Source organism: Streptosporangium sp. NPDC053982, from assembly GCF_055585205.1.
Window position 1 is genome coordinate 70108 of the sequence record NZ_JBVJKQ010000005.1, and the last position, 12255, is coordinate 82362.

At 70.8% G+C, this 12255-nt stretch carries 16 protein-coding genes; 9 read left to right on the forward strand and 7 right to left on the reverse strand.

Going from position 1 to position 12255, the window contains the following annotated elements:
• Positions 1-45: 45 nt before the first annotated feature.
• On the forward strand, positions 46-924 hold the full coding sequence (locus ACZ6W9_RS09845) for an alpha/beta fold hydrolase (RefSeq protein ID WP_470117263.1): 879 nt from the start codon (positions 46-48) through the stop codon (positions 922-924).
• Here the strand turns inward: ACZ6W9_RS09845 and ACZ6W9_RS09850 are convergent.
• The 5 genes from ACZ6W9_RS09850 to ACZ6W9_RS09870 all read right to left on the reverse strand — a co-directional run bounded on the left by ACZ6W9_RS09850 (position 882) and on the right by ACZ6W9_RS09870 (position 5798).
• Complete coding sequence (locus ACZ6W9_RS09850) at positions 882-1844, reverse strand: LysR family transcriptional regulator (protein ID WP_389968763.1); 963 nt, start codon at positions 1842-1844, stop codon at positions 882-884. The genes ACZ6W9_RS09845 and ACZ6W9_RS09850 overlap by 43 nt on opposite strands.
• Positions 1845-2298: 454 nt before the next feature.
• The gene (locus tag ACZ6W9_RS09855; RefSeq protein ID WP_389968761.1) at positions 2299-2694 is read right to left on the reverse strand and encodes a nuclear transport factor 2 family protein; all 396 of its coding nucleotides are present in this window, start codon (positions 2692-2694) and stop codon (positions 2299-2301) included.
• Positions 2691-3659, reverse strand: a complete 969-nt coding sequence (locus tag ACZ6W9_RS09860; protein ID WP_389968759.1) for a helix-turn-helix transcriptional regulator — start codon at positions 3657-3659, stop codon at positions 2691-2693. The genes ACZ6W9_RS09855 and ACZ6W9_RS09860 overlap by 4 nt, the downstream gene beginning before the upstream one ends.
• Positions 3660-3904: 245 nt before the next feature.
• The gene (locus tag ACZ6W9_RS09865; RefSeq protein ID WP_389968757.1) at positions 3905-4342 is read right to left on the reverse strand and encodes an IS5 family transposase; all 438 of its coding nucleotides are present in this window, start codon (positions 4340-4342) and stop codon (positions 3905-3907) included.
• 46 nt (positions 4343-4388) lie between these two features.
• On the reverse strand, positions 4389-5798 hold the full coding sequence (locus ACZ6W9_RS09870; RefSeq protein ID WP_389968755.1) for an FAD-dependent oxidoreductase: 1410 nt from the start codon (positions 5796-5798) through the stop codon (positions 4389-4391).
• A gap of 755 nt (positions 5799-6553) precedes the next feature.
• On the opposite strand from ACZ6W9_RS09870, the gene ACZ6W9_RS09875 reads away from it, so the two are divergent.
• From ACZ6W9_RS09875 to ACZ6W9_RS09895, 5 genes are all read left to right on the forward strand, one after another.
• Entirely contained in the window at positions 6554-7303 is a 750-nt protein-coding gene (locus tag ACZ6W9_RS09875) for a TetR/AcrR family transcriptional regulator (RefSeq protein ID WP_389968753.1), read from the forward strand.
• 13 nt (positions 7304-7316) lie between these two features.
• Entirely contained in the window at positions 7317-7763 is a 447-nt protein-coding gene (locus ACZ6W9_RS09880) for a hypothetical protein (protein WP_389968751.1), read from the forward strand.
• Positions 7764-7840: 77 nt separating this feature from the next.
• On the forward strand, positions 7841-8119 hold the full coding sequence (locus tag ACZ6W9_RS09885; RefSeq protein ID WP_470117265.1) for a hypothetical protein: 279 nt from the start codon (positions 7841-7843) through the stop codon (positions 8117-8119).
• A complete protein-coding gene (locus ACZ6W9_RS09890) occupies positions 8073-8396 on the forward strand; it encodes a hypothetical protein (RefSeq protein ID WP_470117266.1) in 324 nt (107 codons plus the stop codon). The genes ACZ6W9_RS09885 and ACZ6W9_RS09890 overlap by 47 nt, the downstream gene beginning before the upstream one ends.
• The gene (locus tag ACZ6W9_RS09895; RefSeq protein WP_389968744.1) at positions 8393-8617 is read left to right on the forward strand and encodes a hypothetical protein; all 225 of its coding nucleotides are present in this window, start codon (positions 8393-8395) and stop codon (positions 8615-8617) included. The genes ACZ6W9_RS09890 and ACZ6W9_RS09895 overlap by 4 nt, the downstream gene beginning before the upstream one ends.
• Before the next feature lie 198 nt (positions 8618-8815).
• On the opposite strand, the gene ACZ6W9_RS09900 is transcribed toward ACZ6W9_RS09895, so the two are convergent.
• Complete coding sequence (locus ACZ6W9_RS09900; RefSeq protein ID WP_470117267.1) at positions 8816-9259, reverse strand: Tn3 family transposase; 444 nt, start codon at positions 9257-9259, stop codon at positions 8816-8818.
• Positions 9260-9484: 225 nt separating this feature from the next.
• Between ACZ6W9_RS09900 and ACZ6W9_RS09905 the strand changes: the two genes are divergently transcribed.
• Complete coding sequence (locus tag ACZ6W9_RS09905; RefSeq protein WP_470117269.1) at positions 9485-9625, forward strand: hypothetical protein; 141 nt, start codon at positions 9485-9487, stop codon at positions 9623-9625.
• 95 nt (positions 9626-9720) lie between these two features.
• On the opposite strand, the gene ACZ6W9_RS09910 is transcribed toward ACZ6W9_RS09905, so the two are convergent.
• On the reverse strand, positions 9721-10113 hold the full coding sequence (locus ACZ6W9_RS09910) for a hypothetical protein (protein WP_389968738.1): 393 nt from the start codon (positions 10111-10113) through the stop codon (positions 9721-9723).
• A 130-nt stretch (positions 10114-10243) separates the two neighbouring features.
• On the opposite strand from ACZ6W9_RS09910, the gene trpB reads away from it, so the two are divergent.
• Together trpB and trpA are read left to right on the forward strand one after the other, a co-directional pair.
• Positions 10244-11446, forward strand: a complete 1203-nt coding sequence (gene trpB / locus ACZ6W9_RS09915; protein WP_470117271.1) for a tryptophan synthase subunit beta — start codon at positions 10244-10246, stop codon at positions 11444-11446.
• Positions 11443-12246 (forward strand): tryptophan synthase subunit alpha, encoded by an 804-nt coding sequence (gene trpA, locus ACZ6W9_RS09920; protein ID WP_389968734.1) that lies wholly within the window; start codon positions 11443-11445, stop codon positions 12244-12246. The genes trpB and trpA overlap by 4 nt, the downstream gene beginning before the upstream one ends.
• Positions 12247-12255: the final 9 nt, after the last annotated feature.

The window sequence follows — 12255 nt, forward strand, 5'->3', positions numbered from 1 at the left end:
TGCCTCGGCCGGGGGCCGGCGCGACAGAGCACCGAATGAGGACATGTGGGAACCGACCTGTTCGTCCGGAAGTACGGGCGGGACGCAGCAGATGCGCCCGCCATCCTCATCCTCCACGGCGCCGTGGAGTCCGGCGCGTGCTACGGTGACGCCGTCGACCGCTGGGGCGGCGACTACCACATCGTGGCGCCGGACGCCCGAGGCCACGGCGAGTCGCCCGGCCGCCTGCCCGAGCACGAGGGCGTCCCGTCCACCGACGTAATGGTGCAGGACGCGATCGACATCCTCAACGACATGCTCGACGAGACCGGGCGCAGGACGCTCCTCGTCGGGCACTCCATGGGCGCGCGGATCGCAGCCTTCGTCGCCGCCGATGCCCCTCATCTCGTGGCCGGCGTCGTGCTCGAGGACCCGCCGTGGTGGGTGCCGGAGGCCGGCCCCAACCCTTGGCTCAGCGTCGAGCAGACGACCAAGGACCCCTTCGACTACGCCGGCACGGCATCGGTCGAGGAGCTCATGGACATGCAGCGCGAGCTCAAGCCCCACTGGGCGGAGCAAGAGCTGCGCCCGCTCGCCGAGGCGATGAAGGCCGTCGACATCGACTACATGCAACAGCGGGTCCACGAGAAGCGCCGGATCTGGACGCCGACCGCGCGGCAGATCACGGTCGGCCCGGCCGGCGTGCCGGCGCTGCTCGTCACCGGCACCGGCGACGTCATCGTCGACAAGCACTCCCGTGAGCGGCTCACGGCCGTCGCGCCCGGCTTCGACGTCGTCGTGATCGAGGGCGCCCACCACTGTGTGCGCCGTGACAAGCCGGAGGAGTACCACCGGCACGTCGACGCCTTCCTCTGGGAGAACGCGCCGCCCGGCCGGAACCGTCACTCGACGCTGAAGGTGTCGGATCGCGCAAGCGGACCGTAGATCTCCGAGCCCGGCTCGGCGACGGCGGCCCGCATCGCCTCCAGCCCCGCGCGTACGACGGGGTGACTCTGGTTGTCGCGCCGCGTTGTCATGATCACCTTGCGTAGCGGCGCGATGCCGCGCGTCGGCAGGATCGTCACCCAGTCGGCGTCGCGGGCGTAGAGCGCGGACTCCGGCACCAGGCAGATCCCCGCCTCCGCGGCGACCAGCGCCAGCGCGGCGCGGTAGTCGTCGGAGACATGGCTGATCGGCGGGTGAAAGCCGAGCTCGGCGCACGCCTGCAGCACCATCGTGCGGCACGGGTTGCCGGGCGAGGGCATGATCCAGCCCTCCTCGGCGAGCTGGGTGAGCGCGACGCCCTCCTCACCGGCCAGCGGATGGGCCTGGGGGAGGACGGCCTTGAACCGCTCGATGTAGAGCGGGAACTTCACGATGTCGGGGGAATCGCGCTCGGGGTCGGACTCGTACTCCAGGCTGATGGTCATGTCGATGTCGCCGCGCATCAGCATCCGGTGGCTCATGTGCACCTCCGCGTCGAGGACCGTGACGTCGACGCCCGGCGCCTTGTGGCGCAGTTCGACGATGGCGGGCGCCACCAGCCAGCTGATCGCCGTGGGGAACGCGCCGATCCGGAGCTGCCCGAGGACACCGCCCGCGTGCGCGGCCAGGTCAGCCTCGGCGATCTTCAACAGGGAGCTGATCTCCTCGGCGTGTCCGGCGAGGATGCGCCCGGCCGGCGTGAGCGCCAGCTTGCGCCCCGTGCGTACGACGAGCGCGTGGCCGACCTCGCGTTCGAGCGCCGCGAGCTGCTGCGACACCGCGGACGGCGTCAGGTGCAGCGCCGCCGCGGTCGCGGTGACCGAGTCGGACAGTACGAAGGCGCGGAGGATGAGGAGACGTCGAGGGTCGATCGTGGGCACGCGTGCTCCGTGGCGAGTCGGCCGAGCGTCCGTCGCGGCGCATCCGCGAGGCGGGACCAGGAACCCCGATGCTAGCGTGCGCCTCCGGGACGCGTCCGCTCCGGCATGGTGCACCGCTCAGCCGCCGGATCACGTGACCTCGGCTGCGGTTCACAGCGCAGCGTCCCGGCCTCCAGCCGAGGCCCGACCACCCCGGACGCCACGTGCCACCGCGGCGCAGGCCCCGCGTGGCCACCGGACGGTACATGTGGATCATCCGGACGACGACAGGTACCGGCCGGTTTCTCAGGCATGATGCCGTCCCTCCTCACACCAGGCGGCGGAGGGACGGCATCGTCACCATGCCTGCATCAGGCCCAATCGAAACCAGGTGACCACACGTGAACGTCGTCAGTCATCTCTCTGCCTCCCTTCATGCCTTGATGAGATAGCCGGACGGCTGGCCGGCGTGTCGCTAGCCCACCTCATCACCTGCCGTATGCGGCAGAGGGCTGACGTGGTGGGCAAGGTGCCGCCATCCGTGGTCGCGGCGGACCAGAACGTCCGTGGCAAGGCCACGCATGGTGAACGGTGCGCCGAGATGCACGCCGGTTTCGCTCCAGACGTAGGAGCAGACGGCGGCGTCGCCGTACTGACGCACTTCCATCGCGTCCACCGCCCACTCGTCGATCCTGGCCTGGGCGAAGAAGGCGGTCGCCTCGGTGATGAGAGCGAACCGCCCGACGGAACGACCCGCGGGACCGCCGGAAGACAGATAGTCAGGCAGAACCAGCTCGGAGAGGGCCTGGGGATCCCGATCCTTCATCGCCTGCCACCACGCGGTGACGGCGGCCTGCGGCGTGGCGGTCATCGTGTCTCCTCCGCGCCTCGGAGTCGCGCGGGCGCATGCGGCCGGTCGGCAAGACGGGCTCGCTCCCACTCCAATGGGCACGTGGGCACCGCGTCAACGACGCCCAGTTCGGACAGCGCCGCCGCCAGGATCTCCCGGCGACAGGCGGCATAGGTCAGCACGTGCGCGATGACGCCGCCCAAGGTGAAGCTCTGAACCGGATCGCACAGCGCGTCGACGAAGGTGTCATCCCAGGCATTCCGCTGACGGATGTCCCGTACGAGTGCCCGGAAGTCTGTGCTCGCCCGCTCCCAACGCGTGCGCAGGCCGCTTGGGGAGCGGTCACCGTCGGCGGGCAGATCGCGACCCGCAATCGCCGCCGTCCAGACCTCCTTGGTCCAGACGAGCCGGTCGAGCATGTGACGCACCGTAGGTTCGGGGCCGTCGAATCCGAGCAGGACGTGTCCTGGCCGGACCTCCCTGTCCCATTGCTCGCTGGTCAATCCGCCGGCGCGGTCAAGCAACGCCCCGGTGAGCCAGTCGTCGTGGTCTATCAGCCGATCAGTCAGGTCCATCGTGATCTCCGATACTTCGCCGGTCACGAACAAACCGGCAGGGGGGTGGAAGTGGACACCGTTCGGAGCCGGGAGCCGAAAGTCCGCTTCCTGAGCCTTGTACTTGATTGGTGACCTTCCGAAGGCGCGCCGAAAGGCGCGGGAAAACGCTTCGGTCGAGTCGTAGGCGGCTTCGAAACCGGCGTCCGTGACCGACGATCCCCCGGTCAGGCGCCAGGCGGCGCGTTCCAGCAACATGCGGCGGCGGAAGGCCGCCGGCGCCTCGCCGAGCCCTGCTGACAGCAGCCGATCGAAGTGGAACCGGCTCAGGTGGGCTCGGTCGGCGATCCGCCGGCCGTCGAGCCGCTCGTCAAGCGTGGCCAGCACCGTGTCGAGCAGCATCCGCAGGCGGTCGGGCCGCACGTTGTCCATACGGGTGATTCTCCGGCGCCGAGCCGCTTCTCCGCCTGATCGGTTTTGCTGTACTCGATGACACGGCATCGAGGCGGAGCAGCGACCCGTCACATGCCGGCTCCCCGGCCGCCGGGAGCGAGGGTCACCCGCCGTATGGCCCTGCCCCTTCCCAGGTGAGCGGTCCCGTCGCCACACGCGGCCTCGGTGGGCGGCGTCGCCGCCGGTCAGATGCAGGGCGAGCGGCAGGCCGTGGGCTTCGGTGATCAGATGGAGCTTGGTGGTCGGCCCGCCCCGGGACCGGCCGAGGGCCTGTCGTCTTTGGGAGGCTCTCGCGTCGATCGTCCCTCCGCCGTCCCCCTTTTTCGGGCGCCGGCGGCGTGCTGATGGGCTCGGGCGATGGTGGAATCGATGCCGGCGACCAGCTGCACCGCGCCGAGGGAGTCGTCCTTGACCTGCATCTCCTCCAGCAGGCGGGTCCAGGCGCCGTCTTCCTCCCAGCGCTTGAACCGCTCGTAGCAGGTCTGCCGGGGACCGTAGCGTTCCGGGACGTCACGCCAGGGCGCTCCGGTCCGCAGCCTCCGCGAGATCCCGTTGATGACGGCGCGGTGATCCCGCCAGGGCCGTCCCCTGCCGTCCTTGGCGGTCAGCAGGGGCTCGATCCGCTGCCGGGCTTTGCCGGTCAGCTCACCTCCTCGCACCACGAGGAATCATCTAACCGCACCACCGAGATCATTTATCAGACACGCCTCAGGAAGGGGCTCCGCGCCCGCCGGTGCCCACACCGGCCGCGAGATCGGCTTCGGGCCTCGGTGCGGCCGGCGCCGGGCGGCCCAGCAGTCCCCACAGGACGCGCAGCGCGACGGCGGGGGCCAGGAGCCTGGCGGGCGCGTCGATCAGGTTGAGGACGCGCAGGAACGCCGCCCCCACCACGGGGTCGGTGGTCGCGGCGGCGTGCACCCGGTTGACGTAGGCGTTGACGAAGCGGACCATCGCCGTGCGCCGCCCCTCGACCCCCGGGAACCGCAGGTCGGTCCCCACCGAGATCGACCAGGGGGCATCGATGATCCTGGCCGCGCCGCGGAAGAACCGCCGCGCCAGGCCGTCGGCCCCGCGGGTGAGCAGGCGGCGCAGCAGCAGCGCCTCAAGCGCGGCGACCGTCATCCCCTGCCCGTAGACGGGGTTGAAGCTGCACAGGGCGTCGGCCATCACGAGGTAGCCGTCGGGGAAGCGCCGCAGCCGCTCGTAGCGCCGCCGCACGCTGGCCGGGTAGCGCATCCGCACCGGCGCGCTCAGCGGCACCGCCGACCGCACGACCTCGGCGATCTGCGGCGCGGTGAGCGTCGCGGCGTACCGCGCCATGCCCTCGTCGTCGGTGGGCGGCTCCTCACCCAGCATGCCGGACAGGACGACGGCGAACGTGCCGTTCTCCTGCGCGGCCACGATCCCCGCGCGCGGCAGCTCCGGGGTGGCGTTGGTGAAGGCGCCCAGCAGACCGCCGAGATGGTGCGGCTCCCGCCGGTAGGTGCGGGTCACATAGGTGATGCCGACGCGCACCTGCTCCTGCGCGGCGGGCGCGTAGCCCAGCTCCTGCAGCCAGACCGGGCTTCGGGAGCCGCGCCCTCCGGCGTCCACGACCAGGTCGGCGTGGATGACCGACTCCGCGGCCGGCGCCGTGTCCCCGGCACGGGGCCGCACTCGCACGCCCGTGACCCGTCCGGAGCCGGGCGCCGCGACGAGGCCGGTCACCTCGCACCCGGCGACCAGGTTCACGCCGGGCAGCGCCGCCACCCGGGCCCGCACCACGTGTTCGAGGAGCGGCCTGCTGATTCCGAACGCCACCAGGGGGGAGGGCACCCGGCGCATCCGGTGGCCGTCGTTGTACCAGTGGACCTGCTCCTGAAGGTCGATCAGGGGCGCGCCCATGGCGGCCAGCTCCTCCGTCAGGCCGGGGAACAGCTCGTCGAACGCCTCCCTGCCGCGGGCCAGCAGGACGTGGAGCTGCCGGCCCTGCGGCACGCCGCGACGGCTCGCCGCCTCCTCGGGCAGCAGGTCACGATCCACCACGGTGACCTCGGCATGGGTTTCGCTGAGCGCGCGGGCGGCCAGCAGCCCGCCGATGCTCGCGCCGATCACAACCGCACTGTCGGTCCGCTCCATGCTCAGCACGGTAGGCCGCCGGTCGCCGGCCCGTGTATCGCCCGTTGCTCGGTCGGTGAGCCGTCTTCACACCGCACCGCGAGGTCACCGGCGCGGGCTTGCCCAGCGGCGGCGACAGTGGTCCGGTCCGCCGGCGGACCGGACCGCACGCGGGTACGAGGATCGTCCCCCGGCCGTGGTCGCGGCCAGGCGAGGCGGGGGTCTCAGCCCGCCGCGCCGCCCCTTCCGCCGGTGTCGCCTTGACGCGTCGGAACTAGAAGTGATCTTGCTGACATCTCATGCATATCTACTGACACCTACTGGCAGAAGCCCAGGACGGCTTTGTGGCAATCCGCACCGAGCCGACCCTCTCGTGTGCGGGGCGCGGGGGAGTGAAGCACTCATACCCGGATATCCAGGGTTGCGATAATGAAGCTTATCGCAACCCTGCTTCATGAAACCCATTGCTTCAAATTTCGTTTCGTTACATAACCGACAGCAATATCGTTCGGACGAAACGAAACCTCTCCGCCTGGCCGGCCAGCGCCCTACCGGCTTTTCGAAGAGGCGGAAGGCGGCGCCGAGCCTCCGTCGCTTCGTAGAACAGTCCGCTGAAAGCGATGCCGGCAGGCTCCGTGCCGGGAGGGTCGCCGGGGTCGCGCCCCCTGTCGCGGGGTTCGTGACTTTGACGGTTGTCCGGTGGGCCAGGACATGGCCGAAGCCCTCATGCTATAAATAAACCGGCAGCCGGTTTGCTAATGAGACAGGAGGACTGAGTGGCGCGGACAGTCGATCAGGCTGCGCATGCCGGACGGCGGACGCAGTTCCTGGACGCGGCAGAGATCCTGCTGCATACCAAGGGCTACGAGCAGATGAGCGTGCAGGACGTCTGGTCGCAGGTGGGCGCCTCCAAGGGCGCCTTCTACCACTACTTCGCCTCCAAGCGGGCGCTCATCGAAGCGGTGATGGAACGCATGGCCGACCAGATCGCCGCGGCATTGGCCCCGCTGGTCGCCGACCCGGACACGCCGGCACTGGAGAAGCTGCAGAGCTTCTTCACCGGGCTGGGCCAGTGGAAGGCCCAGCGGCGCAAGCTGCTGGTCGCGCTGCTGCGTGTCTGGCAGTCCGATGACAACGCCGTCGTACGGCAGAAGTTGCGCCCGGGCATCGCCGACCGCATCGCCCCGCTGCTGGCCGGTGTCCTCGAGCAGGGCGCACGCGAGGCCACCCTGGCCGTCACGCATCCGGAGGAGACCGGCCGCGTTGTCGTCGCGCTGGTGCAGGACCTCAACGACCGGCTGGCCGAGCTGATCCTGTCTTTCGACGCCACCGGCCGGCCGGGCCTGCCTGCTGCTCAGGAGACGGTGGCCGCCCACACCCAGGCCCTGGAGCGGATTCTCGGTCTTGCCGAGCACTCCGTCGTCCTGGTCGAGCCCGACGTGCTGAGCCCGTGGTTCACCGCCACCCCCACCGCGCCCACCGTCACCGCCACCGCCACCGGTGGCGACGACATCTCGACCTTATGAAAGGACGCCGGCCATGACCATCGCGCTGAGCGTCGTGATCGCCCTGTTCTATCTGCAGGCATTGGCCAAGTTCGGCCTGTGGCTGTTGGTCCCCTATCAGGTCCGGATCAAGCGGATCGCCGCCTACTACGCGCGCTCGCAGCGCCTCATCGGCATCTATGACACCCTCACGCTGCTGTGCGTCGTGGCCATCATCGGCCTGCAGTTCGCCGCCGGGTTGAGCGCGCTGAGCTTCGCGGCGGGGCTGGTAGCCGGCATGAACCTCATCCAGATCTTCATCCACCGCTTCAACGAGCCCCTGGCCGAGAACCGGCGCCCGCCCGCGCCGGCGGCGCCCAACATCACCATGTCGTACGCCATCCAGGCCAGGCCCGCCCTCGGCTGGCGTGAGATCGTCATCATGGCCGGGTTGTCGCTGTGGGCGCTGTACGTCATCGTCACCGAAGTCCTGGCCGGTTAGAGGGGTGTCCCTTCTCCGGGCGTCGACACCTGGAAGGCGGGCCGTGGCCGACTGGCCGGGACACCCGTCGAGATCTGATGAGCAACCGCGCCCTCGGCCCGTTCCTCGCCGGTGTCGCCCCCGACCTGCTGGCCCCGCCGGTCAACATGGTGCGGCTGGGGCTGGATCCGCGTGGGCTCGCCCCGCACATCGTCAACCTGGCGCAGGTGCGCGCGCTGCTGCGTGTCCGGATCGCACGGCAACTCGCCACGGCTTCCGATCCGGAGCTCACCGCACTCTACGAAGAACACCTCGCCCAGGCAGATGATCATGGCCACAGCCGACGACGACGGCACGATTCACTGCGACGACCATGAGATCACCATCCGCCGCTACTACCTGTGGGGGCCCGAGACGATCCCGTACGCCTCGGTCACGGGCGTCAAGACGCTCGCGCTGACCGGCGCCAACCAGATGCGCCGGTGGCGCATCTGGGGCTCAGGTGACTTCATCCACTGGTGGAACCTCGATCCGCACCGGCCCAAAAAGGACACGGCCCTCGTGCTCGACGTCGGCCGCAGGGTCCGCCCCACGATCACACCGGACGACACGGCTGCCGTGGCCCGCATCATCACCGAACACGGGCAGGGATGATGGGGGCGTACGTCACCACGCTGATTCCCCTTGCGGTCCTGCTCGGGAGCGTGGGCTGGGTCTACCAGGACGCGTCGGCCCACGCCAGGCGCGGAACACCCGTCTACTTCTCGGCGGGATCGATCGAGCTGAGCAAGCCCCCCGCCTGGGCCCTCGGCTGCCTGTGCTTGTGGATCGTCTTCCTGCCGCTCTACCTCACGTGCCGGCGGCAAGCCAGCTGACAGCCGATGAGGCGGCCAAACGGGGCCCGCAGCCGCGGATGCGCCGAATGTGGCGTGCTACGCGCCATCGCTCCGTGTGGCTCCCAGTCTCACCGGAATTCAGGTGACTCCTGACCCAGGCGGAGACGTGGCTCTCGCCAACCTCGGAGAAAGCAATCTCGTCCTCGGTGAGGACGTCGCGCGCATCGTTCATGCTGCTCAGGATGCCCCGGAGGCGGGCGCCGATCGGGCGGTTTCCGCCTCGGGCGCGGTGCGGGGGCCGGCCACCGCGGCGGCGAGGTCGAGGTGGGAATTCATGTCCGGCTCGAACCGGCCGTAGGGGTTCACGTGCGTCCAGAACGGCGGGGACAGAGCCCGCCGGTCGGCGTCGGTGAGCCGCTCCCGCCACTTCTCCTTGCTCAGGATGTCCTGTAGGAGCAGGGTGTTGACGTGCACCAGCGCGGACTGAAGCAGGTGCAGGGCCAGCATGGAGACCTCCTGGGACTCCTTGTCGGAGTCGGTCAGGTCGCCGTCCTTGCCGTAGAACAGATCGTGGTTGGCGGTTCGCCCCTGGCACCCAGATCTCCCGCCGAAGCAGCGCATCCCGCAGGGCCACCAGCACGCACAGCTCGTACGGGATGCGCTCCATCCGGCCGCGCTCATCCACCACGACCTTGCGCCACTCTTCGCACACCACCCCACCCAGCGGAATCTTCTCCGCCTCGTCGAAGAACGCCCCCTCCTTGGCGATGGGCTGGTCCAGATACCGCTTGAGCAGGTCGATCGCATCCATCACCGGCCGGTAGGCGGTGTTGTTGCACTTCAGATCTTCCGGAGGGCGAACCCGTTTTCGCCACCGGTCTCTGGCGGAGCGGATCGGAGCTCACGGTGCTGTTGGACGGGAAGCGCCAGCGTGCCTACGGGGTCGACACCCGCACCGGGAAGGCCCATCGGCTGACCGACTACCCGGAAAAGGCGGCTCTGGTCCTGCCGGGGCTCGCGAGCGACGCGATGACGATCTCCGGGTAGGAGCGGAACCGGCCTGCCGGGGCGCCGTACCCTACGGCGCCCCGGCAGGCGTGGTCGGTCGCTGTCCCGGTGGTCCTGGAGACCGGGGCCCTGCCTCACGTGCGTGCTCCTCCCGGAGGCCCGGCGTCCGGAGCCGCCGACATGGCCGGTGCGACGGCGGCGGCGCGGGCCTGCAACGCGTCCAGCACCTCGGCGTGCCGCGCCGGGACCGTCACCTCCAGCGCCAGGTCGCCGTCGGCGACGGTCACGGCGAAGGCGAAGAAGGAGCAGCAGCCGCTCTCCCGCGCCGCCAGCTCCGCAGCGCGTGCCGCGTGCCCGGGGGAGAAGGCGAGTTCCAGCCGCAGCCGCGTGGGCCGCTCACGCCGTACGGCCTGTACGGCCTCGGTGAACAGCGCGTCGAACTCGGCCACCCGCAACGGCTGCTCGGCGGTGGGCAGCGTGCACGCCGGTGGCACCCATGCCCGGCCGGAGACGATGTCGTCACTCATGCCTCGACGGTAAGCCCGTACCCGGGTACCGGATGCGACGTCCTCGCCGGGGTGGCGCGTCCATGCCGCTCCATGCCACACTCACTGTTATAGAACTCATAAATGAGTTATAGAACGATAGGAGTGTGACATGCGAGACGTGCTGCCGCGGCGCGCACCGGCCCCGCCGGACGGAACGATGGGCGAGCCCCGGGCCCGGGGCCGGTTCGGCGGGTACGGCGGACGGTACGCGCCGGAGTCCCTGGTGGAGGCGTGCCGCGAGGTGGACGAGGCGTTCCGGGAGGCATGGGCGGATCCGGGGTTCCGCGGCGCGCTGGCGGAGCTGCTCGCCCTGCACGCGGGACGGCCGACCCCGCTCACCCCGGCCCGCCGGCTGTCGGAGGAGTTGGGCGTGCGGCTGTACCTCAAGCGCGAGGACCTCGCCCACACCGGATCCCACAAGATCAACAACGTGCTGGGCCAGGCACTGCTGGCCACCCGGATGGGACGGCGCAGGCTGATCGCCGAGACCGGGGCGGGCCAGCACGGGGTGGCCACCGCGACCGCCGCCGCGCTGCTCGGGCTGGAGGCCACGGTCTTCATGGGCGAGCGCGACATCGAACGCCAGGCGCTGAACGTCTTCCGGATGCGCATGCTGGGCGCCGAGGTGATCCCGGTGACCACGGGCAGCCGCACCCTCAAGGACGCGACCAGCGAGGCCATGCGCCACTGGGTGGGAGCGACCGGCGACTCCCACTACTGCATCGGCTCGGTCATCGGGCCGGACCCGTACCCGTGGATGGTCAGGGAGTTCCAGCGGGTCATCGGCGACGAGGCCCGCGGGCAGTGCGCCGCCGAACTGCGGACCGGCGTGCCGGACCACGTGGTCGCGTGCGTCGGCGGCGGCTCCAACGCGGCCGGCACGTTCGCCGGATTCGCCGACACCCCGGCGCGCCTGATCGGTGTCGAGGCGGAGGGCGGCGCCGGGGCGGCCCTCGGCCGGCCCGGCGTCCTGCACGGCTGTCGCTCGCTGTTCCTCCAGGACGACGACGGGCAGATCCCGCAGGCGCACTCCATCGCCGCCGGACTCGACTACCCGGGGGTCGGCCCGGAGCACGCCCACCTGCGCGACCTGGGCCGGGCCCGCTACGTCACGGTGACCGACGACGAGGCGGTCGGCGCGGCCGTACGGCTGGCGCGCACCGAGGGAATCGTCCCGGCGCTCGAATCGGCGCACGCCCTCGCCTGGGTGATCCGCGCGGCGGGCGGCGACCTGCCCGCGGGGTCGACGGTGCTGATGACGCTGTCCGGCCGGGGCGACAAGGACGTCTCAACCTTGAAGGAGCTGCTGTGACGAACCCCGCGACCCTCGCCGCGGGCGCGGTCGAACGCCGCCTGCGTGCCCGCCGGGACGCCGGCCGCGGCCTGCTCATGCCGTACGTCACCGGGGGGATCACGCCCGGCTGGACGGAGTACCTGCGGGCGTTCGCCGCCGCCGGCGCGGACGCGATCGAGGTCGGCCTGCCCTTCTCCGACCCCACGCTGGACGGCGTCACCATCCAGCAGGCCGGTGACACGGCGCTGGCCCGGGGGGCGAGCACCCGCCGGATCCTCGCCGGCCTGTCCGGGGTGCGGGGCCTGGACGTGCCGCTGGTCGCCAGCACCTACTACAACCTGGTGCTGAACGACGGCCCCGAGGCGTTCTGCGCCGCGCTGCGCCGGGCCGGCGTCACCGGGCTGATCGTGCCCGACCTGCCGGTGCACGAGGCGGACGAGCTGGCGGACGTGGCCGCCGACGCCGGGATCGACCTGGCCCTGCTGGCGTCGCCGTCGACGCCGCAGCCGCGGCTGGCGGAGATCGCGCGCCGCAGCCGCGGATTCGTCTACGCGGTGTCGCTGATGGGCACCACCGGCGAGCGGGCCGCCCTCGCCGCTTCGGCGGCGGAGCTCACCGGGCGGGTCAGGAGCGTCACCGACCGGCCGGTCTTGCTAGGATTCGGTATCTCCACCCCGGCCCAGGCACGCGAAGCCCGCCGGTACGCCGACGGCGTGGTGGTCGGCGCCGCGGTCATGCGGCGGGTGCTCGACGGGGCCGGGCCGGACGACCTGCGGACCTTCCTCACGGCGCTGCGGCAGGCCCTCGACCAGGAGTGACCGATCACG